The sequence below is a fragment of the Variovorax guangxiensis genome, from assembly GCF_003952165.1.
Classification (GTDB): domain Bacteria; phylum Pseudomonadota; class Gammaproteobacteria; order Burkholderiales; family Burkholderiaceae_C; genus Variovorax; species Variovorax guangxiensis.
This window is the reverse complement of the sequence record NZ_RXFT01000002.1, coordinates 35,835-62,616: the sequence shown is the minus strand read 5'-3', so window position 1 is coordinate 62,616 and position 26,782 is coordinate 35,835. Positions and strand designations below refer to the sequence as shown.

The 26,782-nt window shown below is 69.5% G+C and carries 27 protein-coding genes; 15 read left to right on the top strand and 12 right to left on the bottom strand.

Annotated features, from left to right (window positions below; all coding sequences use genetic code 11):
- Positions 1-10: 10 nt before the first annotated feature.
- From EJP67_RS05960 to EJP67_RS05940, 5 genes are read right to left on the bottom strand one after another with little or no spacing between them, the layout of a single operon-like run.
- Positions 11-796 carry an ABC transporter permease gene (locus EJP67_RS05960; RefSeq protein WP_126020586.1) on the bottom strand — a complete coding sequence of 262 codons (786 nt, stop codon included), beginning with the start codon at positions 794-796 and terminating at the stop codon, positions 11-13.
- On the bottom strand, positions 793-1,563 hold the full coding sequence (locus tag EJP67_RS05955) for an ABC transporter permease (protein WP_126020584.1): 771 nt from the start codon (positions 1,561-1,563) through the stop codon (positions 793-795). The genes EJP67_RS05960 and EJP67_RS05955 overlap by 4 nt, the downstream gene beginning before the upstream one ends.
- Positions 1,556-2,413 carry an ABC transporter ATP-binding protein gene (locus tag EJP67_RS05950; RefSeq protein ID WP_126020582.1) on the bottom strand — a complete coding sequence of 286 codons (858 nt, stop codon included), beginning with the start codon at positions 2,411-2,413 and terminating at the stop codon, positions 1,556-1,558. Before EJP67_RS05950 ends, EJP67_RS05955 begins: the two co-directional genes overlap by 8 nt.
- Positions 2,410-3,354, bottom strand: a complete 945-nt coding sequence (locus EJP67_RS05945) for an ABC transporter substrate-binding protein (RefSeq protein WP_126020580.1) — start codon at positions 3,352-3,354, stop codon at positions 2,410-2,412. The genes EJP67_RS05950 and EJP67_RS05945 overlap by 4 nt, the downstream gene beginning before the upstream one ends.
- Positions 3,351-4,094, bottom strand: coding sequence for a TetR/AcrR family transcriptional regulator (locus EJP67_RS05940; RefSeq protein WP_126020578.1), 744 nt, complete (start codon positions 4,092-4,094; stop codon positions 3,351-3,353). The genes EJP67_RS05945 and EJP67_RS05940 overlap by 4 nt, the downstream gene beginning before the upstream one ends.
- A gap of 101 nt (positions 4,095-4,195) precedes the next feature.
- Between EJP67_RS05940 and EJP67_RS05935 the strand changes: the two genes are divergently transcribed.
- Together EJP67_RS05935 and EJP67_RS05930 are read left to right on the top strand one after the other, a co-directional pair.
- Entirely contained in the window at positions 4,196-6,190 is a 1,995-nt protein-coding gene (locus EJP67_RS05935) for an acetoacetate--CoA ligase (protein ID WP_126020576.1), read from the top strand.
- 7 nt (positions 6,191-6,197) lie between these two features.
- Positions 6,198-6,641, top strand: a complete 444-nt coding sequence (locus EJP67_RS05930) for a YbaY family lipoprotein (RefSeq protein ID WP_240650541.1) — start codon at positions 6,198-6,200, stop codon at positions 6,639-6,641.
- On the opposite strand, the gene EJP67_RS05925 is transcribed toward EJP67_RS05930, so the two are convergent.
- Both EJP67_RS05925 and EJP67_RS05920 read right to left on the bottom strand, forming a co-directional pair.
- Positions 6,638-8,590 (bottom strand): adenylate/guanylate cyclase domain-containing protein, encoded by a 1,953-nt coding sequence (locus tag EJP67_RS05925; RefSeq protein ID WP_126020572.1) that lies wholly within the window; start codon positions 8,588-8,590, stop codon positions 6,638-6,640. The genes EJP67_RS05930 and EJP67_RS05925 overlap by 4 nt on opposite strands.
- A 223-nt stretch (positions 8,591-8,813) precedes the next feature.
- Positions 8,814-9,533 (bottom strand): 2OG-Fe(II) oxygenase, encoded by a 720-nt coding sequence (locus tag EJP67_RS05920; protein ID WP_126020570.1) that lies wholly within the window; start codon positions 9,531-9,533, stop codon positions 8,814-8,816.
- A 129-nt stretch (positions 9,534-9,662) separates the two neighbouring features.
- On the opposite strand from EJP67_RS05920, the gene EJP67_RS05915 reads away from it, so the two are divergent.
- The 4 genes from EJP67_RS05915 to EJP67_RS05900 are packed head-to-tail and all read left to right on the top strand — an operon-like array spanning position 9,663 to position 12,161.
- On the top strand, positions 9,663-10,010 hold the full coding sequence (locus EJP67_RS05915; protein ID WP_221297555.1) for a hypothetical protein: 348 nt from the start codon (positions 9,663-9,665) through the stop codon (positions 10,008-10,010).
- Positions 10,007-10,828: a zeta toxin family protein gene (locus EJP67_RS05910; RefSeq protein WP_240650539.1), complete on the top strand. Its 822-nt coding sequence runs from the start codon at positions 10,007-10,009 to the stop codon at positions 10,826-10,828. Before EJP67_RS05915 ends, EJP67_RS05910 begins: the two co-directional genes overlap by 4 nt.
- A 12-nt stretch (positions 10,829-10,840) precedes the next feature.
- Positions 10,841-11,344, top strand: a complete 504-nt coding sequence (locus EJP67_RS05905; protein ID WP_240650538.1) for a GFA family protein — start codon at positions 10,841-10,843, stop codon at positions 11,342-11,344.
- Positions 11,345-11,360: 16 nt separating this feature from the next.
- Positions 11,361-12,161 (top strand): 2-keto-4-pentenoate hydratase, encoded by an 801-nt coding sequence (locus tag EJP67_RS05900; RefSeq protein WP_126020568.1) that lies wholly within the window; start codon positions 11,361-11,363, stop codon positions 12,159-12,161.
- On the opposite strand, the gene EJP67_RS05895 is transcribed toward EJP67_RS05900, so the two are convergent.
- A complete protein-coding gene (locus tag EJP67_RS05895; protein WP_126020566.1) occupies positions 12,148-13,062 on the bottom strand; it encodes a LysR substrate-binding domain-containing protein in 915 nt (304 codons plus the stop codon). The genes EJP67_RS05900 and EJP67_RS05895 overlap by 14 nt on opposite strands.
- 187 nt (positions 13,063-13,249) lie before the next feature.
- Between EJP67_RS05895 and EJP67_RS05890 the strand changes: the two genes are divergently transcribed.
- The 4 genes from EJP67_RS05890 to EJP67_RS05875 all read left to right on the top strand — a co-directional run bounded on the left by EJP67_RS05890 (position 13,250) and on the right by EJP67_RS05875 (position 16,915).
- On the top strand, positions 13,250-14,449 hold the full coding sequence (locus EJP67_RS05890) for an acyl-CoA dehydrogenase (RefSeq protein WP_126020564.1): 1,200 nt from the start codon (positions 13,250-13,252) through the stop codon (positions 14,447-14,449).
- A 149-nt stretch (positions 14,450-14,598) separates the two neighbouring features.
- A complete protein-coding gene (locus EJP67_RS05885) occupies positions 14,599-15,834 on the top strand; it encodes a CaiB/BaiF CoA transferase family protein (RefSeq protein WP_126020562.1) in 1,236 nt (411 codons plus the stop codon).
- A gap of 16 nt (positions 15,835-15,850) precedes the next feature.
- Positions 15,851-16,285 carry a VOC family protein gene (locus EJP67_RS05880; RefSeq protein ID WP_126020560.1) on the top strand — a complete coding sequence of 145 codons (435 nt, stop codon included), beginning with the start codon at positions 15,851-15,853 and terminating at the stop codon, positions 16,283-16,285.
- A 216-nt stretch (positions 16,286-16,501) separates the two neighbouring features.
- A complete protein-coding gene (locus tag EJP67_RS05875) occupies positions 16,502-16,915 on the top strand; it encodes an organic hydroperoxide resistance protein (protein WP_126020558.1) in 414 nt (137 codons plus the stop codon).
- 42 nt (positions 16,916-16,957) lie between these two features.
- Here the strand turns inward: EJP67_RS05875 and EJP67_RS05870 are convergent, their stop codons facing one another.
- Together EJP67_RS05870 and EJP67_RS05865 are read right to left on the bottom strand one after the other, a co-directional pair.
- A complete protein-coding gene (locus EJP67_RS05870; RefSeq protein WP_126020556.1) occupies positions 16,958-17,419 on the bottom strand; it encodes a CopD family protein in 462 nt (153 codons plus the stop codon).
- A 55-nt stretch (positions 17,420-17,474) separates the two neighbouring features.
- Complete coding sequence (locus EJP67_RS05865) at positions 17,475-18,404, bottom strand: LysR family transcriptional regulator (RefSeq protein WP_126020554.1); 930 nt, start codon at positions 18,402-18,404, stop codon at positions 17,475-17,477.
- 129 nt (positions 18,405-18,533) lie between these two features.
- On the opposite strand from EJP67_RS05865, the gene EJP67_RS05860 reads away from it, so the two are divergent.
- The 5 genes from EJP67_RS05860 to EJP67_RS05840 all read left to right on the top strand — a co-directional run bounded on the left by EJP67_RS05860 (position 18,534) and on the right by EJP67_RS05840 (position 23,978).
- Positions 18,534-19,880: a DUF3100 domain-containing protein gene (locus tag EJP67_RS05860; protein WP_126020552.1), complete on the top strand. Its 1,347-nt coding sequence runs from the start codon at positions 18,534-18,536 to the stop codon at positions 19,878-19,880.
- Between the two features lie 29 nt (positions 19,881-19,909).
- Positions 19,910-21,100, top strand: a complete 1,191-nt coding sequence (locus tag EJP67_RS05855; protein ID WP_126020550.1) for a M20 aminoacylase family protein — start codon at positions 19,910-19,912, stop codon at positions 21,098-21,100.
- A complete protein-coding gene (locus tag EJP67_RS05850) occupies positions 21,097-22,509 on the top strand; it encodes an L-serine ammonia-lyase (RefSeq protein ID WP_165909580.1) in 1,413 nt (470 codons plus the stop codon). Before EJP67_RS05855 ends, EJP67_RS05850 begins: the two co-directional genes overlap by 4 nt.
- 61 nt (positions 22,510-22,570) lie before the next feature.
- Positions 22,571-23,398: an isocitrate lyase/PEP mutase family protein gene (locus EJP67_RS05845; RefSeq protein WP_126020547.1), complete on the top strand. Its 828-nt coding sequence runs from the start codon at positions 22,571-22,573 to the stop codon at positions 23,396-23,398.
- A 4-nt stretch (positions 23,399-23,402) separates the two neighbouring features.
- Positions 23,403-23,978, top strand: coding sequence for a uracil-DNA glycosylase family protein (locus EJP67_RS05840; RefSeq protein WP_126020545.1), 576 nt, complete (start codon positions 23,403-23,405; stop codon positions 23,976-23,978).
- 7 nt (positions 23,979-23,985) lie between these two features.
- Here the strand turns inward: EJP67_RS05840 and EJP67_RS05835 are convergent, their stop codons facing one another.
- Positions 23,986-25,749 (bottom strand): amidohydrolase, encoded by a 1,764-nt coding sequence (locus EJP67_RS05835; protein ID WP_240650537.1) that lies wholly within the window; start codon positions 25,747-25,749, stop codon positions 23,986-23,988.
- Positions 25,749-26,738, bottom strand: coding sequence for a tripartite tricarboxylate transporter substrate binding protein (locus tag EJP67_RS05825; RefSeq protein ID WP_126020543.1), 990 nt, complete (start codon positions 26,736-26,738; stop codon positions 25,749-25,751). The genes EJP67_RS05835 and EJP67_RS05825 overlap by 1 nt, the downstream gene beginning before the upstream one ends.
- Positions 26,739-26,782: the final 44 nt, after the last annotated feature.

Genomic DNA, 26,782 nt, shown 5'->3' with positions numbered 1-26,782 from the left:
GACGAAGGAATCAGGGGCGCTGCCAGCGCAGCAGGCGCTGTTCCGCGAAGGCCAGCAGCGCATTGCTCACGAAGCCGATGAGGCCGAGCAGCACGATGCCGGCGAACAGGTCGCTTGCGCGGAAGGCGCGCGCGGCCAGCAGGATGGCCTGGCCCAGGCCGCTTTGCGAGGCGATCATCTCGCCCACCACCGCGACGATCAGCGCGATGGTCAGCGCCAACCGCATGCCGGCCAGGATGTCGGGCATCGCGTTGGGAAGGCCCATCTTCCAGATGTACGCCGCGCGCGACATCTGCAGGCAGCGCGCCACTTCCGACAGGCGTGGCTCCACGGCCGCGAAGCCGTGCACCGTGGCCAGCAGCACCGGCCACATCGCGCCGAAAGCCACCACGAAGAGCACCATGCCGGGGTTCAGCCCGAAGATGGAGATGGCCAGCGGCAGCAGCGCGGAGGCGGGCAGGGGGCGGATGAACTCGAGCGTCGGCTGCACCCATGCGCGCACCTGGGGCGACACGCCGATGGCCGCGCCCAGCAGCACGCCGAAGAGCGAGGCGAGCAGCCAGCCTTCGATCATCCGGCCCACCGTGGCGCGCGTGAAGCCGAGCAGCTCGCCGCCGCCATCGCCGCTTCCCGAGAGATTCAGTCCTTCGAGCAGGCTCGCGAAGGTGGCCTGCGGCGTCGGCAGGAACACGCGGCTCACCCAGCCGGCATTGCTCGCGACCCACCACAGCGCGACCAGCCCCAGCAGCACGCCCAGTGAGCCGAACCTGTACAGGCCGATGCGGTTGTCGTTCATGACGGCACTCCCATGCGCCGCGACACCGCGCGCTGCAGCATCAGCATGCCTGCGTTGACCGCGAAGCCCACGACGCCGATCCAGCCCAGCCAGGCGAGCATCAGCGCCGGGTCGAAGCTCTGCTGCGCGATCATCATCGCGTAGCCCATGCCGTTGGGGTTGGCCGCGATCTCCACCGTCACGGCCACCACCAGCGCCACCGCCACACCCAGCCGCAGCGCGACGAAAAGGCGCGGCACGATGGCCGGCAGCACGATCTTGAACGCGCGCTCGCGCGCCGACAGCCCCAGCACGCGGCTGACCTCGAGCAGCCGCGGCTCGACCTGCTGCACCGCCGCCTGCACCAGCACCAGCAGCGGCCAGAAGGTGGCGAAGGCGACGATGGCCAGTTCCATGCGCACGCCGAAGCCGAAGCCCAGCATCGCGAGCGGAATCAGCGCGACGGATGGCACGGGCCGCAGCACTTCGATGGAGACGGAGCCCAACTGCGCCGCGCGGCGCGAGAGCCCGAGCACCACCCCCAATGCGATGCCGAGCACCGCACCCAGCAGCAGCCCGAGCGCGGCCGTGCCCAGCGTGAAGCCGGTGGCGGTCCAGAGCGAGCCGTCCATCGCGGCGCCCACGAAAGCCTTCGCCGCGGCGCTGGGCGGCGCGAGCGCATCGCTGCCGAGGGCTGCCGCTCGTCGCGCGTACCACTCGAAGGCGCCGATCAGCACGACGGGAAACACCCACGGCCGCAGCCAGCGGTAGAGGCGGCCGTCAGTCATGGCCCTGCTCGATGAAGGCGAAGAGTTCGCGGCGCAGATGCAGGTATTCCGGATGCTCCTTGGTCGAGAGCTGGTCGCGCGGGCGCGGGATCTTCACGTCGATCATCCGCGCGAGGCTGGGCCGGCCCGGCCCCGGGTTGGCCTGCAGCGCGATCACGCGGTCGCCGAGGTAGATGGCCTCTTCGAGATCGTGCGTGACGAAGAGGACGGTGAGCCCGTCCTCGCGCACCAGCCGCGCGAGCTCGTCCTGCAGGCTCTGGCGGGTGAGCGCGTCCAGCGCGCCGAAGGGCTCGTCCATCATCATCAGCTCGGGCTTCTGCGCGAGGCAGCGGGCGATCTGCGCGCGCTGCTGCATGCCGCCCGACAGCTGCACCGGGAACTTGTGCGCATGCTTCGCGAGGCCGACCTTGCCGAGCACGTCGGCGATGCGTGGCGCGCGCTGCGCGGCGGGCACGCCGGCCGCTTCCAGCGCGAGGCTCACGTTGCCCTCGACCGTGCGCCAGGGCAGCAGGGCGCGTCCGTAGTCCTGGAACACGAAAGCCACTTCGCGCGAGGGCTCGGTCATCTTCACGCCGTTGCGCCGCACCTCGCCAGCGCTGGCCGTGACCAGCCCGCTGGCCGCGCGCAGCAGCGTGGTCTTGCCGCAGCCGCTGGGGCCGACGATGCAGACGAACTCGCCGCGCGCCACGTCGAACGAGGTGGGCGAAAGAATCTCGCGCCCGCCGAGGCGGATGGTCACGCCGTCGAAGCGCAGGAAGGGTGTGGCCTGCGTCGCGGTGCCGGCCGGTGCGTGAAAGGCGCCCGCCTGCAATGCGGCACGCGCGGTGACTGGAGCGGGCGCTGCGATCACTTCGCCACCAGCTTCGCCACGTCGATGTTCGTCTTGAGCATCTCCTGCTCCTTCATCAGCCCGGTCCAGTAGGACAGTTGTTTGTCGGTCACCACGGGGCCGGGCGGCGAGACCTGTACCTTGGCGAGCACGTCGGGCGGCAGCTTGATGTACTTGCCGATGGATGCGCGCACCTTGGCGTCGTTCTTCGGCTGCTGCATGAACGCGGCGGCTTCCACCAGCGCCTCGCGGAAGGCGCGCGCCGCCGCCGGGTTCTTCGCCACCCACTCGCGCTTGGCGGCGTGCACGATGGTCTGGTTGTTCTCGGGCAGGAAGGTCGAGTAGTACGAGGCCACGTAGCCCGCGCCGCTCTCGGTGATGCGGCTCATGAACGGGTCGGCCGACACCACCGCGTCGACCGAGCCGCCGCGCAGCAGGTCGGCATGCTGCGGGAACGCGGCCTCGACGAAGTTGACCTTGCGGTAGTCCACGCCGCTGTCCTTCAGCCATGCGCGGAAGGTCACGTGCAGGAAGGCGCCCAGGCCCGGCACGCCGATCTTCTTGCCCACGCAGTCCTGCGCGCTCTTGATGCCCGAGCCCGCACGCGCCACCAGCCCGAAGCCGGTGATGGTCTTCGAGGTGAGGCCGCCGCCGGCCACCAGCACCAGGTCCAGGCCGCCGTCCACCGCCTGCAGGAACACCGAGGGCGTGGGGCCGCCGATCTGCAGCGAATCGGACTGCAGCGCGGCCGGGATCGTCGAGTTCAGCGGGATGAACTTGAGCTCCACATCGAGGCCGCGCTTCTTGAAGTAGCCCTCCTCGGCGGCCACGAACACCGATGCGAAGTCGGTCACGGCCGTGTAGCCGAACACGATCTTCGTGGTGGACTGGGCGCGCGAAGGCAGCGCCGCGGCAGCCGACGCCGCGGCGAGCGCCGACAGCAGGGTGCGTCGTTTCATCATGTCTTCTGTCTCCTGGGGGTGGTTTTCTTGCGTGGGGTCTTGGGCCGCGGCAGGGCAGCGCGCAGGCCGCCGACGATGAAGCTCACCAGCATCGGTGCCACGGCCGGGTCGGCGCGCGTGTTCTCGCCGCGCGAGAGCCGTTCGATGCGGCTGTCGTTCAGGTGGTGCAGCAGCGAGCCCAGCGCGAACTGGTAGCCCCAGGCGGCCTGGCTGCGCGTGGCGTGCGGCATCGCGAGATGCAGCGCGTCGATGTAGGCCTCGGCCAGCGGATCGAAGTAGGCGCGCAGCACGCGGTCGGCTTCCTCGGTGGCGTGGTAGAGCTCGCGCGCCACCAGCAGCGCGTAGTACTCGCCCTCGGCGCTCGCGCGCAGCGCCAGCACGGGTGCGGTGAAGGCGTCGATGATGCGCGGCAGCGTGCGTGCGTCGTCGGGGTCGATGTCGACCGCGGCCAGGCCGGCCAGCCGCGCCTCGATGGAATGGCCCCAGTGCTCGAAGATCGCGTGGAAGAGCTCGTGCTTCTGCCCGTAGTAGTAGCCCACCAGCGCCAGCGGCACGCCGGCCTCCTCGGCGATCTGGCGGATCGTCACCACGTGGTAGCCGTGCTGCGAAAAAAGCTTCTCCGCCGCCAGCAGGATCGCCTGCTTGCGGTCGGGCTTTGCAGTCTCGATGGCGACTGCGGCAATCGCCTGTGCCGGGGCGCGCGAGACCTGGCGCTTTGCGGTGGGTGTGCGGGTACTCATCGGGGCCGTATTGAACGCTTGTACAAAAACATTGAACACGCGTACAAACCCTGAGGTCAACCCTCATTGAGCACGGTCGTTCGCGGCGCTACGCTCGTGCAATGCCCGCTCCCAACATCCCTCAGATCCGCCTCTACCAGGACTGGCTGCGCGAGACGCGCGGCCTCGCATTCGACAGCTACGACGCCCTGTGGCGCTGGTCCGTCACCGAGCTCGATGCCTTCTGGCAGAGCATCTGGGACTACGCCCGCATCGAGTCGCCCACGCCGCACACGGCGGTGCTCGCCGAATCGCGCATGCCCGGCGCGCGCTGGTTCCCCGGTGCGCAGGTCAACTACGCGCGCGAGGTGCTGCGCCACGTCGACGCGGCCCATGCGGCAGGCATGCCCGCCATCGTGAGCGACAACGAACTGGGCCAGGTGCGCGAGATGTCGTGGCCCGAGATGCGCCGCCAGGTCGCATCGGTGGCGCTCACGCTGAAGTCGCTGGGCGTGAAGCGCGGCGACCGCGTCGCGGCCTACATGCCCAATGTGCCCGAGACCATAGTCGCCTTTCTCGCATGCTCCAGCATCGGCGCGATCTGGAGCGTGTGCGCGCCCGACATGGGCACGGCCGCGGTGGCCGACCGCTTCCGCCAGATCGAGCCCAAGGTGCTGATCGCCGCCGATGGCGTGCACTACGGCGGCAAGCCGCTGGACCGCAGCGCGGTGCTTCGGGAGCTGCGCGGGCAGCTGCCCAGCGTGCAGAAGCTGCTGCTCGTGAAGTCGCCCTATGCCGCGAGCTCGGTGCCGCACGACGTCGAATGGACGCAGGCCATCGCGCGCGACGACGCCGAGGTCGCCGCCTTCGAGCCCGAGTGGCTGCCCTTCGACCACCCGATCTGGATCGTCTATTCGAGCGGCACCACCGGCCTGCCCAAGCCCATCGTGCACGGGCAGGGCGGCATCATCCTCACCATGCACGCCTGCGGGCTGCACAACGACGTGGGCGCGAGCTACGGCGCCAACAACTTCGGCGAGCGCTACCACTGGTTCAGCTCCACCGGCTGGGTGATGTGGAACTCGCAGCTCTCGGGCATGGCCTTCGGCGCCACCATCTGCATCTACGACGGCAACCCGGCGGGCAGCAAGGAGAAGCCCGACTGGGGCGTGCTGTGGCGCTTCGTGGCGCGCCACAAGGTCACCTTCTTCGGCGCGGGCGCGGCCTACTTCACCAACTGCATGAAGGCCGGGCTCGTCGCGAAGGAGTGCGGCGATCTCTCGCGCGTGCGCGCGCTGGGCAGCACCGGCTCGCCGCTGCCCGAGGAGGTGCAGCGCTGGGGCTCGAGGCAGATCCTCGACGCGGGCTCGAAGGAGGTGTGGTGGTGCAACATTTCGGGCGGCACCGATTTCTGCGGCGCCTTCGTCGGCGGCAACCGCGACCTGCCCGAAGTGCCCGGACAGATGCAGTGCCGCGAGCTCGGCCATTCGGTCGAGGCCTGGAACGAACAGGGCCAGCCCGTGATCGGCGAGGTCGGCGAGCTGGTCTGCACCCGGCCCATTCCGTCGATGCCGCTGTACTTCTGGGGCGACGAGGGCAACGCGCGCTACGTGTCGAGCTACTTCGACACCTACCCCGGCGTCTGGCGCCACGGCGACTGGATCAGGATCGGCGAGGACGGCGGCTGCATCATCTACGGCCGCAGCGACGCCACCATCAACCGCCAGGGCCTGCGCATGGGCACCAGCGAGATCTACAGCGCCGTCGAGGGGCTGCCCGAGGTGCTCGACTCGATGGTGGTCGACCTCGAATACCTGGGCCGCGACAGCTACATGCCGCTGTTCGTGGTGCTGCGCCCCGGCGTGGCGCTCGACGACGCCATGCGCGCGAGGATCAACAACGCCATCAAGACATCGCTGTCGCCGCGCTTCGTGCCCAACGACATCTTCCAGGTGGCCGAGATACCGCGCACGCTCTCGGGCAAGAAGCAGGAGCTGCCGATCAAGAAGATGCTGCTGGGCCAGCCTATAGAAAAGGTTGTCAACCGTGAAGCAATGGCGAACCCCGGCAGCCTCGACTGGTACGTGGCCTTTGCCGCGCAGCGTGCCTCCGCATAATGGGCGGATGAAAAGACGCACCAGCCTCCTCATGTTCTCCGCCATCGCGGGCGCCTCGCTGCTGGGCGCTTGCGCGGTGCCTTCTTCTCCCGCAGCGGGCGGCACCGCGCAGCTGCGTGTGACCGGTACCGTCACCTACCGCGAACGCATCGCGCTCGACCCCGCGGCCGACATCGTGGTGCAGCTGCTCGACGTGTCGCTCATGGACGCGCCCTCGAAGGTTCTCGCCGAGCAGCGCATCAAGGCCAACGGCAGGCAGGTGCCTTTCGCCTACGAGCTGAAGGTGGATGCCGCGCGCATCGAGCCGCGCATGCGCTACGCGGTATCGGCGCGCATCACGCGCGGCGACCAGCTCCTGTTCATCAACGACACGCAGTACCCGGTGCTCACCCAGGGCGGCGCCACCAGCGCCGATCTCGTGCTGGTGCGCGTCACCCAGGCTCCCCGCTAGGACATCACCAGCTCGTAGAGCACCATGCGCGTCTGCCGGCCGCGCAGTTCCACCTGTTCCTCGATGCGCCGCGCATGCAGCCGGCCGTCGAGGCCGGCAAAAGTGGTTTCCGAGATCAGCGCCAGCGTGCCCAGCTGCTTGTTGATGCCCTCGATGCGGCTCGCCACGTTGATCGCGTCGCCGAACGCGGTGTACGAGAGCCGGTCGTTCGAGCCCAGCACCCCCGCGATCACCGTGCCCGTGTGAATGCCCACGCGCGTGCGGAACTCGGGCAGGCCCTGCTCGGCCCACTTGCGGTTGAGCTCGTCCATCTCCACGTGCAGCTCCAGCGTGGCCAGGCAGGCCTTGTACTCCGCGTCCTTGAGGTCGGAGGGCGCGCCCCACAGCACCATGATGCCGTCGCCGATGAACTTGTCGATCACGCCGCCGTGCCGCGAGAAAACGCCGGTCGCGAGGTTGAAGTATTCGGTGAGCATGCCCACCAGAACGTCGGTGTCCAGCGACTCCGAGATCGAGGTGAAGCCCTCCACGTCGGTGAACATCACCGTCACGCGGCGCGGCGAACCCGAAGGAGCGAGCGCGTGGCCTTCGTCGATGAGCTGGTTGATCACGTCCACCGGCACGAACTTGCTGAAGGCCTTGAGGCTGCGCGCCGAATCGTCCAGCGCCTGGTCCAGGTGCTGTATCTCGAGCACGCGGCTCGGCTCGCGCGGCAGGTTGTCGAGCTCCAGCAGGCCGATGCGGCGCGCGATGTGCGAGAGGTTCTCCACCGGCGCGGTCACCAGCTTCGAGAGCTTCAGCGACATGAACAGCGCGATCACCAGGAAGGCCGTCGCCAGCCCCAGGCCCCAGAGCACGGCGCGGCGCAGGTCGCCCAGCAGCACGTCTTCGGGCACCCAGCTCACCAGCTGCCAGCCGGTGCTCGGGATGAGCGAGGTCTGCACCAGGTAGCGGCGGCCTTCGTAGGTGAAGGAGAACGCCGTGTCGCTGCCGCTGCCCGCGGTGCCGGCAGTGAGCATGTGGGCGTGCAGCGCGCCCAGCACGCCGCTGGGCGGCTCCAGCTTGTGAAGCACGCCGGGCATGTCGCTGCGCGCGAGCACCCGGAAGTCGGCGCTCAGCAGCGCGCTGTCGCCGTAGCCGTCGCTGTTGAACTGGCGCACGAATTCCGAGAGCCGGCCGAGCGAAACGTCGCCCGCCACCACCAGCTTCTGCGCACCGCCCGGGTAGCTGCGCTGGCTGGGCAGCGCGTATGTCACGCCGAGTTCCTGCGCGGCGGCGAACACATAGGGCTGCGTCCAGACCGGACCGCCCGCCTTCGAGGCCTGCAGGTACCAACTGCGCCTGGTCGGGTCGTAGTCGCTGCGGAATGCGCCCAGGCGCTGGGTGGCGTAGCGCTGCTGCACGTTGGCCTCGGCGCCCAGCGGCAGCTTGTACTGCCAGGTCTCGGTGGTGAAGCCTTCGTCGAGCTCGATGTGGCGCATGGCCGGCACCGGGTAGCGCAGGGCCATCAGCATCTGGCCCCTCTCGTTGCTCACGTAGATGCTGTCGAGCTCGGGCGACTGCTGCAGCAGTGTCCAGAGCAGTTCCGCCGTCTTCTCCGATTGTTCGCCCGCTGGGCGCAGGCTGGGCGCGGAGCCCACTGCGTTGATGACCGATTCCGCCTTCTGCAGGAAGGCCAGCACCTTGTCCTCGGTGCGGTCGTGGTTCGACTTGTGCGCCGACACGCCGATGCGCGACACCAGCCTCTGCGAGCCCCAGTAGCCCAGCGACACCAGCAGCAGCGACTGCGCCAGCGCCACCGCGCTCACGATGGTGCCCACGTCCACCCGGAAGCGGCGCGAGCGCCCGGGAGGTGCGACGAGCGCCGGTGTGTGGGGCGACGCTCCCGTGACAGATTTGACCGGCGGCTTTCCAGCCGCTTCCGGATTTCCGGACGAGTTCTTGTTCATACAGCTCCCTGACAACCACTCGACGCCGCAAGGCCGAAGCCGCGGGCCGGCTTCCGTCAGGCCCGCGGCGCCGATCGTTGGTGTCGGGGTCCGTGGCTGCGCGGAAGCGGGCGTGATTTTCGCTCGACTTCGGCTTGCCGTGCGGTATTGCACGGCGCGGCGGTGGCTCGAACCTGTCTAGACCAGTCCGGGGAAGCTGCTGAAAAAATAGGCGGCTCGTCCGTCAGCGCGCGTCGTGGAAGATGATGCCCAGCGTATGCCGGCGCCCCGAGCGTACGCGGCTCACACCGTGGCGCATCGTCACGCGATAGCTGCCGCGCGTGCCGGCCACCGGCCGCTGGTTGACCGCGAAGATCACCGCCTCGCCCCGCGAGAGCGACACCACCTCGGCGCGCGACTGCATGCGCGGGCGCTGTTCGGTCAGCACGAACTCGCCGCCGGCGAAATCGCTACCGGGCTCGCTCAGCAGCACAGTGAGCTGCAACGGGAATTGCAGGTCGCCGTACAGGTCCTGGTGCAGGCAGTTGTAGTCGCCCTCGCCGTAGCGCAGCAGCAGCGGGGTGGGGCGCTCCTGGCCGGCGGCGTGGCAGCGCGCCAGGTACGCGGCGTGTTCCGCCGGATAGTCGGCCGGCTGGCCCATCGCCGCCGCCCACGCGTTGGCCAGCGGCGCGAGGCGCTCGTACAGCGCGGCGCGCCACGCCGCCAGCTTTGGCGGCAGCGGATAGGCGAAGTACTGGTACTCGCCCTGGCCGAAGCCGTGGCGCTGCATCACCACGCGGCTGCGGAAATGACGGGGCCGGTCGTACATCGCCACGAGCGCGGCGCATTCCGTCGGGGTGAAAAGCGGTGTGCCGGTGGTGGCGCAGCCGCGGGCGGCGATGTCGGCTTCGATGCGGGGCCAGTCGAGGGCTTCGACCAGGGAGGCTGGGGTTGCTGCTGTCATGCGTGCAGTGTCCCGCCTTCGGCGCCGAGCGGCTGGCCGTTTCCGGACGCGACTTTCCGCACCGGTTCGCATCGCGGGCTTTGGAGGGCCAAGCGGAGGCTGTCCGGGGTTTTGAGCGATCATCCCCTCATGGCAAGAGAAAAAACCACCTCGCGCGAAGGCTCCACGGGGCAGCTGGTGCAGGGCCGGCCGGTGGCCGTGCTGGGGCGCGGCATGGCGCTGGTCAAGGTCGGCAAGGCGCCGCGTCCGCAGGTGCGGCCCGAGGACAACACCACGGCGCTGATGAAGAAGGCGGCCCGTGCGCTGGGCAAGCCCGGCATCGACAGGTCGGTGGTCTTCCGCGGACCCAACGCGGCCAAGGTGTACGCCTACTCGGCCTATCCGCCGGACCCGAGCAAGATCGTGCGCGAAGCGGCCGACGGCACCAAGGTCATCGGCCGCATGGTCGACGGCAGGTTCCGCGCGAGCAAGGCGTGAGCATCAGCCGCCCGCCGAAGCTCGAAAAACTGCTGGAGCAGACGCAGGGCTCGCGTCCCGTGGCCTTCGTGCTGGCCGGCCACAACGGCTCCGGCAAATCCACCCTCTGGTATTCGCGCCTGGCGCCCTCGCTGCGCCTGCCGCTGGTCAATGCCGACCGGATGATGATGTCCATCCTGCCCGACGCAGACCCCGCCACCGGACACATCCCTGCCTGGGCCCAGCGCCTGCGCGACGACGACGAGCGCTGGCAGATCCTCTCGCAGAAGGGCGTGCGCGCCTTCAAGAGCCTTGTGATGGACCAGCGCATGCCCTTCGCCTTCGAGACCGTGTTCTCGCACTGGAAGCCGCTGCCCGGCGGCGGCCACGAGTCGAAGGCCGACGACATCCGCGCGATGCAGGAGGCCGGCTACTTCGTCGTGCTGCTCTTCGTGGGGCTGGTGTCGGTGGACATGTCGGTCTTCCGCGTGAGCACGCGCAGGCAGCAGGGTGGCCACGACGTGGACCGCAGGAAGCTCATCGAGCGCTTTCCCCGCACGCAGGCGGCGGTCGGCCACGCGGCGCAGATCGCGAACATGACGCTCATGTTCGACAACAGCCGCTCGGAAAAGGACGCCTTCTCGCTGGTGCGCGCGCAGGCGAAGAAGTCGGTGCTGTTCGACGCGCGCGACCCGCAGTTCGACGTCGACCCGCAGCTGCGCGCCGTCTGCGACCCGTGGCTGGAGAAGGTCACGGGGCCGTTCAGGCCGCCGCGCGCTTCGCCGCCGAAGAAGAACAGCGCGGCATCGGCAGCGCCGGCGACCACATCGACAACCTGACCGGAGACCTTTGTGAGCACCTCGAATCCATCCCCCGATCAAGCCGGCGACTGGCAACTTCCCTGGACCGGCGGCTGCCGCTGCGGCCAGGTGCGCCTGCGCATCAGCGCGCCGCCGCTGCTGTCGATGGCTTGCCACTGCACCGGCTGCCAGACCATGAGCGCGAGCGCCTTCTCGCTCTCCATCGCCATTCCCACGCAGGGCTTCGAGGTGGTGTCGGGCGAGCCCGTCATCGGCGGGCTGCACGGCGCCGATTCGCATCACTACTTCTGCCCGCACTGCAAGAGCTGGATGTTCACGCGCGCCGAAGGCCTCGACCAGTTCGTCAACCTCCGGCCGTCGATGCTCGACAGCCACGCATGGGTCGAGCCCTTCGTCGAGACCTGGACCGACGAGAAGCTGCCCTGGGCGAATACGCCCGCGAAGCACAGCTTCGGCGCCCTGCCCGAGATGGACGCCTTCCCGGCGCTCATCGAAGCCTATGCCCGGGAAGGCTCCCGGCCCCCGAAGCGCTGACGGAAGGACTGGCGCCATGACGCCCCAGGCCGTTCTCGACCACTACGACCAGGGCCTGCTGTGGCCCGCCGATCGCCCGCTCCCGATCGCCGCCGACCTGGACGCCGCCTACCAGCAGGCGCTGGCCCTGCGCGCGCTTCGCGCCGCTCGCGGCGAACGCGCAGTGGGCTACAAGATCGGCTTCACCAACCGCACGATCTGGCCCCGCTACGAGGTCTACGCGCCCATCTGGGGCACCGTGTGGAACACCACGCTCACGCGCAGCAGCGGCGGCACCGGCGAAGTGAGCCTCGACAGGCTGTGCCAGCCGCGCCTCGAACCGGAGATCGTGTTCGGCATGGCCGCCACCCCGCCGCGCGACGCCACGCTGGAAGACCTCTTCGGCTGCATCGCGTGGCTCGCGCCGGGTTTCGAGATCGTGCAGTCGCACCTGCCCGGCTGGAAATTCAGCGCCGCTGACACCGTGGCCGACGGCGGCCTGCATGCGCGCCTGCTGATCGGGCGCGAAACGCCCGTCGGCCACTTCGCCACCAGCGCCCATGCGCTCGACGAACTGCTCGGCTGCACGCGCGTGAGGCTCCATCGCGGCGATGAATTCGTCGAAGAAGGCAAGGGTGCCAACGTGCTCGACGGCCCGCTGCATGCCTTGCACCACTTCAACCATGAGCTGCAGCGCTGCGCCGGCGCACCGGCCTTGATGCCCGGCGACGTGGTCACCACCGGCACATGGACTGACGCCTGGCCGCTGGAGCCCGGCCAGTCGTGGCGCGCCGAATTCGACGCGCCCTTCGATTCGCTCGGGATCACGCTGCGCTAGCGGCGGCCCGCGCCTGCTCCAGCAGCCACTCGCTGAAGAACCTCAACAACGGCCGCTGGTCGGCCCGTTCGGGCGTCACGAGGTAGTAGTTGCGCTCGCCCGAGAGCGGCCGCGCGCAGGCCACCACCAGTTCGCCGCGCGTGAGCTCGTCGGCCACCAGCATGGTCGGCATCAGCGCCACGCCGAGCCCGTGCGACGCGGCAGCGGCGAGGATGGAGAACAGCTCGTAGCGCGGGCCGCCGCGCGCGTTGGGTGCGTCCACGCGCTGCGCATCGAACCACTGGCGCCAGCCGTCGGGGCGCGTGCTCTGCTGCAGCAGCGGCATCCTGGCGATGGCAGCGGGCGTCACGGCCTTGCCGCGCGGAAGAAGGGCGGGGCTGCACACCGGCACCACGTCCTCGTGCATCAGCAGCAGCGCGCGCGTGCCGGCCCAGTTCTCGACTTGCGCGGGCGTGCCGGCGTAGAGCGCGGCGTCGAACTCCGCGTCGGCGAACAGAAAGGGCCGGGTGCGCGTCTCGATGTGCACCACCACGTCGGGCTGCAGCGCCGCGAAGCCCTTCAGGCGCGGCATCAGCCAGCGGGTGGCGAAGGTGGGCACGGCCGCCAGCGAGAGCGAGCCGCCCTCGCCCTGGTGCGCCATGGCGTCGAGCGTGTCGCGCTCCATCGCTTCGAGCCGTTTGCTGATCTGCCGCGCATAGGCCGCGCCGCTGGCCGTGAGCGCCACGCCGTGCCGCGTGCGGCGGAACAGCGCCACGCCCAGGAAGGCCTCGAGCGTGCCGATCTGGCGCGACACCGCGCTCTGCGTGAGGGCCAGTTCCTGCGCGGCGCGGGTGTAGCTCTCGTGGCGCGCGGCGGCGTCGAAGCACACCAGGGTCTGCAGGGGTGGGATCTTGCGGCGCATGTATGCCTCGGCTGTATGTATGGATCCGATGGCTCGTCAATGGAGAAGCCGCTCGAACATCTTGCAAGACATTCTACGAACGCATATCTGGGTGCGGAATCATCGTTTGCGTCATGGCCCCCGCGTGGCTAGCATCGGCCGATCCCCCTCGTTTTTCTTTCTTCCCCCCTTTTCCGGAGACAGCCACATGGCCGCCAAAGCGCAATTCCACTGGGACGACCCCCTTCTTCTCGACCAGCAGCTGACCGATGAAGAACGCATGATCCGCGACGCGGCCAATGCCTATTGCCAGGAGCGCCTCGCGCCCCGCGTGCTCGAAGGCTTCCGCACCGGCGAGACCGACCCCGCCATCTTCCGCGAGATGGGCGCCCTCGGCCTGCTGGGCCCGACCATCCCCGAGCAGTACGGCGGCCCCGGCCTCAACTACGTGGCCTACGGCCTGATCGCCCGCGAAGTCGAGCGCGTCGACTCGGGCTACCGCTCGATGGCCAGCGTGCAGAGCTCGCTGGTGATGGTGCCGATCTACGAATTCGGCTCCGAGGCGCAGAAGCAGAAGTTCCTGCCCAAGCTCGCCACCGGCGAATGGATCGGCTGCTTCGGCCTGACCGAACCCGACCACGGCTCCGACCCCGGCAGCATGGCCACGCGCGCCAAGAAGGTGCCCGGCGGCTACTCGCTCACCGGCTCGAAGATGTGGATCAGCAATTCGCCCATCGCCGACGTGTTCGTGGTGTGGGCCAAGGAAGTCAGCGAGAGCGGCGCCGTCGGCCCGATCCGCGGCTTCGTGCTCGAGAAGGGCATGAAGGGCCTGAGCGCTCCCGCCATTCACGGCAAGGTCGGCCTGCGCGCCAGCATCACCGGCGAGATCGTGATGGACGGCGTGTTCTGCCCCGAAGAGAACGCCTTCCCCGAAGTGCAGGGCCTCAAGGGCCCCTTCACCTGCCTCAACAGCGCCCGCTACGGCATCTCGTGGGGCGCGCTCGGCGCCGCCGAGGACTGCTGGCACCGCGCCCGCCAGTACACGCTGGACCGCAAGCAGTTCGGCCGCCCGCTGGCCGCCAACCAGCTCATCCAGAAGAAGCTGGCCGACATGCAGACCGAGATCACGCTGGGCCTGCAGGGCAGCCTGCGCCTGGGCCGCATGAAGGACGAGGGCATCGCCGCGGTGGAAATCACCTCGATCATGAAGCGCAACAACTGCGGCAAGTCGCTCGACATCGCCCGCATGGCGCGCGACATGATGGGCGGCAACGGCATCAGCGACGAATTCGGCGTGGCCCGCCACCTGGTGAACCTCGAAGTGGTCAACACCTACGAAGGCACGCACGACATCCACGCGCTGATCCTGGGCCGTGCGATCACGGGCATCGCGGCGTTCTCGAACTGAAAGCGGACAGCCGAACGCAGAAGAAATAACAAAAGGCACGCAGAAGTCGCAGAAGGAAACCGAAGCAATTCCTGGGTTTTACTTCTGCGACCTTTGCGTGGCCTTCGCGACTTCTGCGTTCTGTCCCCGTATTCCTTCTCGATAGACCCATGACCCCTCAAGCAGCCCTGGACGGCATCAAAGTCCTCGACCTCTCCCGCGTGCTCGCCGGCCCGTGGTGCACGCAGATCCTCGCGGACCTGGGCGCCGACGTCGTCAAGATCGAGCGCCCCGGCGTCGGCGACGACACGCGCACCTGGGGCCCGCCCTTCATCAAGGACGCGGACGGCAACGACACCGACCAGGCCAGCTACTTCACCGCCTGCAACCGCAACAAGCGCTCCGTCACGGTCGACATGGCCACGCCCGACGGGCAGGCGCTGCTCAGGCAGATGGCGGCGCAGGCCGACATCGTGGTGGAGAACTTCAAGACCGGCGGCCTGAAGCAGTACGGCCTCGACCACGAGAGCCTGCGCGCGGCCAACCCGCGCCTCATCTACTGCAGCGTGACCGGCTTCGGCCACGACGGCCCGTACGCCGAGCGCGCGGGCTACGACCTGATGATCCAGGCCATGACCGGCATGATGAGCATCACCGGCCGTCCCGACGACGTGCCCGGCGGCGGCCCGCTGCGCGTGGGCGTGGCGCTGACCGACCTGTTCACCGGCGTCTACGCCAGCACCGCGATCCTCGCGGCGCTGCAGGTGCGCGAGCGCACCGGCGAAGGCCAGCACATCGACATGGCGCTGCTCGACGTGGGCATGGCCATCCTCGCCAACCAGGCCAGCGCCTTCCTCAACACCGGCAAGGCGCCCGGACGCCAGGGCAACACGCACCCCAGCCTCGCGCCCTACCAGGACTTCCCGACGCAGGACGGCGCGATGCTGCTGGCCATCGGCAACAACGGCCAGTTCGCGCGCTTCTGCGAGGCCGGCGGCCACCCCGAGTGGGCGACCGACGCGCGCTTCGCCACCAACACCCTGCGCGTGAAGCACCGCGGTGTGCTCATTCCGATGATGGAAGAGCTCACCCGCACCCGCACCACCGCCGCGTGGGTCACGCTGCTCGAAGACAAGGCCGTGCCCTGCGGCCCGATCAACGACATCGCGCAGGCCTTCGACGACGCGCAGGTGAAGGCGCGGGGCCTCGCGGTCACGCTGCCGCGCGATGCGGGTGACGGCATCGCCAGCATCACCGGCGTGGCGAGCCCGCTGCGCCTGTCGGCCACGCCGCCCGTGCTTCGCCACGCGCCCCCGGCGCTGGGCCAGCACACGCAGGAGGTGCTGGCGGAAATGGGCATCGACGCGGCCCGCTTCGAGGCGCTGCGTTCGGCCGGCGTGGTCTGACGAAGAGGCCGGTGGCATGACGAACCCGATGCGCCAGCCGCCGTTCTCGGTGCTGCGCATCGACCACGTCGTGCTGCGCGTGAAGGACGCCGAACGCGCCATCGCCTTCTACTGCGGCGTGCTGGGCTGCACCGTCGAGAAGCGCCGCGACGACCTGGGGCTCGTGCACCTGCGCGCGGGCGCCAGCCTGATCGACCTCGTCACGCCCGACGGCCCGCTGGGCAGGCAGGGCGGGGCGCTCGCCGGTACCGAAGGCCGCAACGTCGATCACCTCTGCCTGCGCATCGAGCCTTTCGACGAAGCCGCCATCCGCGCGTTGATGGCGGCGAATGGCGTGACGGTGCACGGCGATGTACAGAACAACTTCGGCGCCGAGGGCAACGGCCCCTCGATCTACATCGCCGACCCCGACGGCAACAGCGTCGAGCTCAAGGGCCCCGCGGCGGCCTGAGCGTTCCTCTCTTTCTTCTTTCTCCGCCGATTTGTACGCCACTGTGTCTGCCCGACGCAGTGAACACACGCGCATGCAAATCGGCAGGTGGTTCGACACATCGCGGATACAGCCCGCCGATGTAATTCCTGCATCGCTTCAGATGCACGTCACACGAGGCGATGGGGCCCGAGACAGGGCCTCATTCCGAACCACCTTCCATCCAAAGGAACCACCATGACCGACAAGCAAGTCCTCTACACCGGCAAGACCCACACCACCGGCGGCCGCCTCGGCGCATCGCGCAGCAGCGACGGCCACCTGGACATCCAGCTGTCGCCCCCCGGCGGCAATGGCACCGGCACCAATCCCGAGCAGCTGTTCGCCGCCGGCTGGTCGGCCTGCTTCATCGGCGCCATGGGCAAGGCCGCGGGCACGCTGAAGGTCAAGCTGCCGGCCGACCTGTCGGTGGATGCCGAGGTCGACCTGGTCCTGCAGGAAGGCCAGTATTTCCTGCAGGCCCGACTGAACGTGAGCCTGCCCGGCCTCGACCGCGAGACTGCTCGCGCCGTGGTCGACACCGCGCACCAGACCTGCCCGTACTCCAAGCTCACGCGCGGCAACATCGAGGTGGAGTTGAATCTGGTCTGACAGGCGCGGGGGCCGTCAGCCGGATCAAAGACGCGGGCTCGTTCAGCCCGCGCGCCCGATGGTCGCCACGCCGAACACGATCACGCCCAGCGCCAGGTTCACCGTCACCAGCTTGCGCACCGTGTTCAGCCGCGCGGCAGCCACCGGCCAGGCGCTTTCATCCACCGCGCGGCGCATCGTCCTGAACACAGAGGCGCGGATGTAGACGTAGATGGCGGCCATCACGATCGCGATGCTCATCATGGCCTCGATGCGCCAGTGCAGGCCGCGGAAGCCGCCGCCAGCCAGGATCATCGCGACACCGGTCACGAAGAGCAGCGTGACCGATGCGTCCACCCCCACGAAGAAGCGCCTGAGCGCCGCGGCCATCATGCGCAGGCGCTGCGGCGGTTGTTCGAGCGTGGCGATGGCCGAGGGGCGCACCGCGAAGTGCATGGTGGCCATGCCGCCGACCCAGAAGGCGGCGCACAGCAGGTGGATGAAGAGGGCGGTGACGTAGAGCATGTTGGGCCCGATCAGAACACCGAAGGGCCCCGGCGCGCAACGAAGCCCTTCATCGTCATCCGGAGGGCTTGGTTTCCGCGAAACGCCGCATGTCCGCCACCACCTGCCGCAGCAACTCCGATGCGGCCGGCGAGAGCATGCGCCCGTGTCGCGAGACGATGTGGGAGCGGCCCTGCGACAGCAGCGGGTTCTTCATCGGCAGTTCCACCAGTCCGGGGTTGCTCGCGTTCGGCGTGAGCGAGATGCGCGTGCCCAGCGCATAGCCCAGCCCCGCCGACACGAAGTGCCCGAGCGCGCTGAAGGAGGTGGTGGTCAGGAGCGAGGCCAGGCGAACGCCCTCGCTGATCTCGGCGGCCTCGATGTGCTGGCGCACGCCGAAATTGCGATGCAGCGTGGCGCCCGGGTAGGGCTGCAGGTCGGCGAGCGTCAGAGGGCGGTCGAGCTGCGCGAGCGGGTGCGAGCGCAGCACCATTGCCTGGATCGGCTGCGGGTGCGACTGGTGCGAGGTTAGCCGATCGTCCTTCGGCGGCTGGAACAGCAGGCCGACGTGGGCGCGCTCCTCCACCACCCGCTGCACGATCTCGTCGGTGCTGGCCACGTCGAGGTCGATGGTGATCTTCGGGTGCGAGGTCATGAAGTCGCGCAGGCTGTGGCGCATGAGCCAGTCCACGTAGCCCTCGCCGGCCACGATGTCGATGTGGCCGCGCTCGATCTTGCGGATGCTGTCGAGCTGCGCCATCAGGTGCTGCTTCTGGCTGTGCTGGCGCCGCACGTAGCCGGCCAGCATCTGGCCCGCGTCGGTGGGCACCACGCCGCGCCCGTGGCGCTCCAGCAGCGGCAGGCCGCACTCCTGCTCGAGGATGCCGATGGCGCGGCTCACGGCCGAGGGGTCCATATCGAGCACCTCGGCGGCGCCGCGCACGGAGCCGCTGTCCAGCACCTGCATGAAGTAGCGCACGCGGCGCGTGTCGAGCCTGTCGTCCATGGCCCTGTCTCCTGAGTGTTGCATCCAATGCAACAAATATGTCAATTCGCGGTCATTGATGCAAGAGGCGGGCGATCCGAAACTCCCCGGCACCCCGCAGCCGCTGCTGCGCCACACGATGCCCACCCGATGACATCCGCCGCCTCAACCACCTCCACGCTGCCCTCCGTCGCTTCTTCCTCGGCTTCCGGAAAACTCAGGCTCCTGCTCGTCACCCTGGCCGTCGTGGCCGTGGCTGAGCTGATCGGTCCGGTGCAGTTCAGCGTCGGCCCGGGCAAGGTGGCGCTGCTGCCGATGCTGTGGGCGCTGCTGATCGCGGCCGCGTGGGGCATCGCGCATCGCCGCGTGCCGGGCGTGGTGCGCGTGGCGACGGCCGAGCAGTCCTTCGCGGGCGGCCTGCTGAACGCGGGCCTGCTGCTGTTCGTGGTGAAGCTGGGCCTCACGGTGGGCGCCGCGCTGCCGCAGGTGAAGCAGGCGGGCTGGGCGCTGCTCTTCCAGGAGTTCGGCCACGCGCTGGGCACGCTGGCGCTGGGCCTGCCGCTGGCGCTGCTGCTGGGCATCAAGCGCGAGGCGGTGGGCGCCACCTTCTCGGTGGGGCGCGAGGGCAACCTGGTGATCATCGGAGAGAAGTACGGCATGGCCTCGCCAGAAGGCCGTGGCGTGCTGGCCGAGTACATCACCGGCACGGTGCTGGGCGCGCTCTTCATCGCGGTGCTGGCGGGCTTCATCGCCAGCCTGCACATCTTCGACCCGCGCTCGCTGGCCATGGGTGCCGGCGTCGGCTCGGGCAGCCTGATGGCGGCGGCGCTGGGCGCCATCGCGGCGCAGCAGCCGGCCGAGATGCTGCCGCAGCTCACCGCCATTGCCGCCGCGTCGAACCTGCTGACGACGGTGGTGGGCTTCTACTTCACGCTGTTCCTGTCGCTGCCGCTGTGCTCGTGGCTCTACGGCAAGCTGGAGCCGGTGCTGGGCCGCTTCTCGAAGCGCGGCGCGCAGGACGCGGGCACGGGCGCCGTGTCGCAGGTCAGCGTCGGCCACGGCGGCGCATTGCCGCTGCGCGACACGCTCATCGCCTGGGCGGTGGTCAGCGGCGGCGTGCTCATCGGCAACTCGCTGACCTACAAGGTGCCGGTGCTGGTGTCGCTCGAAGGCCTGGCGGCGGTGGCGTCGATCGCGCTGATCGTCGAGGGCATCAAGCGCCTGGTGCCGCGCCTGCCGATGGTGCTGGTGCTGTCGGTGGTGGCCACAGTGGCCGGCATTCCGGGACTGTTCCCGTTCTCCGACGCGCTGATCGCGATCACCGCCAAGCTCAACTTCCTGGCCTTCACCACCCCCGTGCTCGCGCTGGCCGGCTTCTCGGTCGCGAAGGACCTGCCGGTGTTCCGCCAGCTCGGGTGGCGCATCGTGGTGGTGTCGCTCACCGCGACCGCCGGCACTTTCCTCGGCGCCACCGTGATCGCAGAATTCTTCCACTGAACCCGTCCCACGAGAGAACCCCCAAAGCCATGTACCGCGACCCCGAAATCGCCGAAGACACCCGTGCCCGCATGCTGGCCTGGCGCCGCGACATCCACGCCAACCCCGAGACCGCCTTCGAGGAGCACCGCACCGCCAACGTCGTCGCCAACGCGCTGATGCTGATGGGCCTGCCGGTGCACCGCGGCCTGGCCGGCACCGGCGTGGTGGGCACGCTGAAGAACGGCGAGGGCCCGAGCATCGCGCTGCGCGCCGACCTCGACGCGCTCAACATGCAGGAGCTGGGCACCCGGCCGCACGCCTCGAAGTGCGCCGGCAAGATGCACGCCTGCGGCCACGACGGCCACACGGCCATGCTGCTGGGCGCGGCCGAGCATCTCTCGCGCCACAGGCCCTTCAAGGGCACGGTGCACTTCGTGTTCCAGCCCGCCGAGGAGAACGAGGGCGGCGGCCGCGTGATGGTGGACGAGGGCCTGTTCGAGCAGTTCCCGGCCGACGCCGTCTACGGCATGCACAACTTCCCCAGCCTGCCGCGTGGCCAGTTCGCGATCCGCAAGGGCACCATGACCGCCTTTCTCGACACCTTTGAGATCGTCGTCACCGGCAAGGGCAGCCACGGCGCCATGCCCGAGACCGGCATCGACTCGGTGGTGGTCTCGGCCCAGCTGGTGAACGCGCTGCAGACCATCGTGAGCCGCCGCACCGGCGCCACCGATTCGGCGGTGGTCAGCGTCACGCAGATCCACGGCGGCGACACCTGGAACGTGATTCCCGAGACCGTGGTGCTGCGCGGCACCGTGCGCACGCTGGACCCCGGCATCCAGGACAAGACCCAGGCCGCCATGCAGCAGATCTGCGACGGCGTGGCCGCCACCCACGGCGCCAAGGTGGCGCTAGACTACCGCCGCGGCTACCCCGGCGTGGTCAACACGCCCGCCGAGACCGACGCAGCCATCGCCGCCGCCGCCAGCCTGGTCGAGCGCGCGCAGGTGCACACCGACATCCCGCCCGCCATGGGCTCGGAAGACTTCGCCTTCATGCTGCAGAAGCGCCCGGGCGCCTACATCGGCATCGGCGCGGGCGAGGGCCCGAACGACCCGAACGTGCACAACCCGTACTACGACTTCAACGACAACATCCTGCCGCTGGGCGCGGCCTACTGGGTGGCACTGGTCAAACAGCAGCTTCCCGCATCGAGAGATGAGAGCATGATGCGCTGATGCTCTCCGCCTTCGACATCTTCAAGATCGGCATCGGCCCCTCCAGCTCGCACACCGTGGGGCCGATGCGCGCCGCGCTCATGTTCGCGCGCTCGCTCGAAGCGCGCGGCCTGCTCGCGCAGGTGGCGCGGCTGCGCATTGACCTTTTCGGCTCGCTCGGCGCCACCGGCCACGGCCACGCGACCGACCAGGGCGTGATCCTCGGCCTCTTCGGCGACGCGCCCGACACCGTGCGGCCCGAGACCGTGCAGCCCCGGCTGGAGGCACTGCGCCGCACGGGCCGCCTCGAGCTGCTGGGCACCACGCCCATCGCCTTCGACCGCGTGCGAGACATCGCCTTCAGGGGCGAGGAATCGCTGGCCGAGCATCCCAACGCGATGCGCTTCACCGCCTTCGCGGCCGATGGCGCCACGCTGGCCGGGGGCACGTATTTCTCGGTCGGCGGCGGCTTCGTCGTCGAGGGCGGGCAGGCCGTTGCACAGACGGCGGCTGCGGCGTCGGCCGTGCCGCATCCCTTCGCCACCGGCGACGAGCTCATGGCGCAGTGCCGAGAACATGGCCTTTCCGTGGCCGCTCTCGTCATGCGCAACGAATGCGCGTGGCGTCCGGAAGTCGAAGTGCGCGCGGGGCTGCTGCGCGTCTGGCAGGTGATGCAGCAGTGCGTGCAGCGCGGATTCGGCATCGACAACCCGCTGGCCGCGCAGGCGCTTCCCGGCCCGCTGCGCATGCGCCGCCGCGCGCCCGAGCTGCACCGCGAACTGCTCGCGCAGGCCGGCGCGGCCGATCCGCTCGCGCAGGCCGGCGCGGCCGATCCGCTCGCGGCCATGGACTGGGTCAACGCCTTCGCGATGGCGGTGAACGAGGAGAACGCCGCCGGCGGCCGCGTTGTCACCGCGCCCACCAACGGCGCGGCCGGCGTGGTGCCCGCGGTGATGCACTACTACCAGCGCTTCGTGCCGCAGGCGAGCGACGAAGGCATCGTCGACTTCCTGCTCACCGCCGCGGCCATCGGCATGCTCTACAAGACGAATGCCTCCATCTCGGGCGCCGAGGTCGGCTGCCAGGGCGAGGTGGGCGTGGCCTGCTCGATGGCGGCCGGCGCGCTCGCAGCAGTGCTCGGCGCCACGCCGGCGCAGGTCGAGAACGCGGCCGAGATCGGCATGGAGCACAACCTCGGCCTCACCTGCGACCCGGTCGGCGGCATGGTGCAGATTCCCTGCGTGGAGCGCAACGCGATGGGCGCCGTGAAGGCCATCAACGCGGCGCGCATGGCGCTGCGCGGCGACGGCAGCCACTATGTGTCGCTCGATGCCGTGATCCGCACCATGAAGCAGACCGGCGAGGACATGAAGGCCACCTACAAGGAAACCTCGCTGGGCGGACTGGCCGTGAACGTCGTGGAGTGCTGAGGGCGCGAGGCTGCGTCAGAATGGCCGGTCCACCGTCTTGAACATTCAAAGCCGAGGCCCCATGACCCGCACCATCGCCGAAAAACGCGCCGATTTCCGCGCGCTCCATCAACAAGGCTGCTTCGTCATTCCGAACCCGTGGGACACGGGCAGCGCGCGTTATCTCGAAGGCCTGGGCTTCAAGGCGCTGGCCACCACCAGCTCCGGCTTCGCGTGGTCGCAGGGGCAGGCGGACGGCGCGATGTCGCGCGAGCACATCCTCGCGCACCTGCGCGAACTCGTGGAAGCCACCGACCTGCCGGTGAACGCCGACTTCGAGAATGGCTTCGCCGCCGATGCGCAGGGCGTGGCCGAAAGCGTGAGCCTGGCCATCGAGATGGGCGTGGCGGGCCTGTCCATCGAGGACTCGACGGGCAATGCCGCCGATCCGCTCTTTCCGCTCGACATGGCGGTCGAGCGCCTGCGCGCCGCGCGCAAGGCCATCGACGCATCGGGCGCCGACGTGCTGCTGGTCGGCCGCGCCGAGAACTTCTTCGCCGGCCGCCCCGACCTGGACGATGCCGTCGCGCGCATCAAGGCGTATGCGAATGCGGGCGCCGACTGCCTCTACGCCCCCGGCATCAAGACCCGTGAGCAGATCGCCGCCGTGGTCGCCGCCGCGGGAGGCAAGCCGGTCAACCTGCTGGTGGGCGCGCCCAGCGAACTCACGTTGAAGGACATCGCCGAACTCGGCGTGCGCCGCGTCAGCGTGGGCGGCGGGCTGGCGCGCGCGGCGTGGGGCGGCTTCATCCGGGCCGCGCGCACGCTGGCCGACGGGCGCTTCGACGGCTTTGCCGATGCCGCGCCGGGTGCCGAGCTCAACGCCTTCTTCAAACCCTTCGCAGACTGAGGCCGTGGAGGCGCTGCTCGCCGAGGTCCGCGCCTGCCGTGCGTGCGCGGTGCACCTGCCGCTGGGCCCCAGGCCGGTGGTGCAGGCCAGCGCGAGCGCGAGGCTGCTCATCGTCGGCCAGGCGCCCAGCCTCACGGTGCACCAGACCGGCGTACCGTGGAACGACCGCAGCGGCGACCAGCTGCGCCGCTGGCTCGGCATCGAGCGCGAGGTGTTCTACGACGCCGCGCGCGTGGCGATCGTGCCGATGGGCTACTGCTACCCCGGCCGAGGCAAGAGCGGCGACCTGCCGCCGCGCAGGGAATGCGCCGAGTTGTGGCACGAGAAGCTGTTCGCGCAGATGAAGCAGGTGGAGCTGACGCTGCTCATCGGCCAGTACGCGCAGCGCCATTTCCTCGGCAGGAAGGCGCACGCGGGCGTCACCGAGACCGTGCAGGCCTTCGCCGACTACGCGCCGCGCTTCGTTCCGCTGCCGCATCCGTCGCCGCGCAACACGGGCTGGCTCAAGCACCATCCGTGGTTCGAGAGCGACGTGCTGCCGGTGCTGCGCGAGCGCGTGCGGCACGCGCTCGGGCTCTGAGTGGGTTTCAGGGCGCCGAGGCGACCGAAGCACCCGTGGCGTTGAAGGGCCGCGCCGCATACACGATGCGCCCGCCCACCACCGTCATCAGCGATGTTGTCTTGCCCATGCGCTCCAGCGGCACGCTGAAGAAGTCCTGGTCGAGCACGGCGAAGTCGGCGAGCTTGCCCACTTCGAGCGTGCCGCGCCTGCCCTCGTCGAAGCTGAACCACGCGCTGCCCTGCGTGTACAGGCGCAGCGCCTGCTCGCGCGTGGGCGTCTCGTCGGCGCCGCGCATGGCCTTGCCGCTCACCGTCCTGCCGTCGAGCATCCACTGCAGCGCGACGAAGGGGTTGTACGAGGCCACGCGGTGTGCGTCTGTGCCCGCGCCCACGTTCACGCCGGTGCGCAGCGCGGTGCCGATGGGCGGCATGCGTCGCGCCGCGTCGCCGCGCACGGCGAGCGCGCGGTCGCCCTGGAAGTACATCGCGTCCTGCATGGTCCAGCCGATGCCCAGCGCCTTCATGCGCGCGAGCGTCTCGGGCGAGGCGTCGTCCAGGTGGGCGATGGACCAGCGCAGGTCCTTGATCGGCACTTCGGCGTTCAGCTTCTCGTACAGCCCCAGCAGGTGGTCGACCGAGCCGTTCTCCTGCCAGTGGATGGTGACGGCCATCTTCTTCGTGGCGGCCCACTTGACGAGCTCGTAGAACTTCGCCTTCGCGGCCTCGTCGGGGAAGTTGTTGTTGTACATGGCGAGCGTCACGCGTTCGCCCAATCCGTTGAACTTGAGCATGTCGTCGCCGAAGCCCATCGGCAGCATCTGCGTGAGGTCGCGAAACTCCTGCAGCTCCGCGCCGGGCTTCTGCGCGAACACGCTGTAGGCCACGCGCAGCGTCAGCGCCTTCTCGCGCCACAGCTGGAAGAGCGCGGCGTACTGCGATGGCGCGATGCTGAAGCCGCCCGGGTCCACCAGCCCGGTGATGCCCAGGCGGTTGAGCTCGGTGAAGAAGGCGCGCGTGCCGGCCACGTTGTCGTCGTAGGTGGGCTTGGGCAGCTTGTCGAAGAGCGCCGAGATGCCGACGATGTCGCCGCTCATCCAGCCGGGTGCGCCGTCGGGTGTCGGCTTCATGCCGGCGGGCAGCGTGCCGGGTGCGACGCCCAGCGCTTCGAGCGCCTTGGGCGTCATCACCACCGCCTCGTAGAAGAGCTGCACGTACACCGGGTTGTTCGGCGCCGCTTCCTGCAGCTCGGCCAGCGTGGGGCGGCGGCGCTCGGCGAACTGCTGCTCGGTCCAGCCGCCGGCCACGATCAGCCAGCCGCCGGGCCGCGCGTTGGCGGCGGCGGCGCGGATGCGCGCCATCGCCTCGGCGATGGTGCCGGCGCCGATCCAGTTGACCTCGGTGGAGTAGCTCAGCGCGGCGCGCACCGCGTGCATGTGGGAGTCGATCAGGCCGGGAACGACGGTGCGTCCGCCTGCGTCGACAGTGCGTGTCGCGGGGCTCGTGAAAGCGCCCATCTGCGCGGCGCTGCCGACGGCCACGATGCGGCCGTCGCGCACAGCGATTGCCTGGGCCATGGTGCCGGCGGCGTCGAGCGTGGCGATCTTCGCGTTCGTGACGACGAGGTCGGCCGGTTGAGCCTGCGCGGCAAAGCTCAGGGCGAAGAGGCTGGTAAGCAGCAGCGCTCTGCCAGGGACACCGCGGAACCGGCTTTGCCGGGCCGCAGGTGTCGCCCCCGGAGAGGGGGTTGGCGAAGCGACACGAAGTGCGCGAAGACTGGGGGTGAGTTTCATCAGTCCACCTTGATGCTGGCGGCCTTCACGACCTGCTGCGCCTTCGCCGTCTCGTCGACGATGAACTTGTTGAACTGAGCCGAAGGCATGGTGAACGGCTCCGCACCCAGCTTCTCCAGCCGCTCCTGCAGCTCTGGCGACACCATGATCTTCGCGACCTCGGCCTGCAGCCGATCGACCACCGGCTGCGGCGTCTTCGCCGGCGCGAACAGGCCGACCCAGAACAGGTACTCCGAGCCCGGCACGCCGGCCTCCACCGTGGTGGGCGCGCTGGGCAGTGCCGACGAGCGCTTGCCCGTGCCCACCGCGAGCGCCTGCAGCTTGCCGGTCTGGATCAACGGCAGGGCAGACACCATCGGCGCGAAGAACCAGTCGACGCGCCCGGCCATCACCTCGGTCATGGCCTCGGGCGTGCCGCGGAAGGGAACATGCTGGGCGTCGACGCCGGCCGCGAGCCGGAACACCTCGGCGTTCATGTGCGTGGCCGATCCGTTGCCGGCCGAGCCGTAGTTGAAGCCGCCGGGCTTGGCTTTCGCCTTGGCCACCAGGTCCTTCACGTCGGCGAAGTGCGAGGGCGCAGTCACCAGCACGTTGGGCAGGCTGGCCATCGGCGTGATGCCGGTGAAGTCCTTGAGGGTGTCGTACGACAGGCCCTTGTAGATCCACGGGTTCACGAGGTGGCCGGCCGAGTGCACCAGCAGCGTGTAGCCGTCGGCCGGCGACTTGGCGACGATGGCCGCGCCCAGCGTGCCGCCCGCGCCGGGCTTGTTGTCCACGATCACGCTGGTGCCCAGCGCCGGCCCGAGCTTTTCGGCCACCAGGCGCGCGACGATGTCGGTGCCGCTGCCGGCCGTGAAGGGCACGACCAGCCTCACCGCCTGCGTGCCGGGCCAGTTGCCCTGCGCGTGGGCGCCCGTGAGCGCGCAGGCCGCGAGGGCCGCCGCCGCGGCGAGCGTCTGCCGGCGGCTCCAGTTGAAAGTCTTCTTCATGCGTCTTGTCTCCGTTGATCTATTTGGCTGAGCGATGAATGACC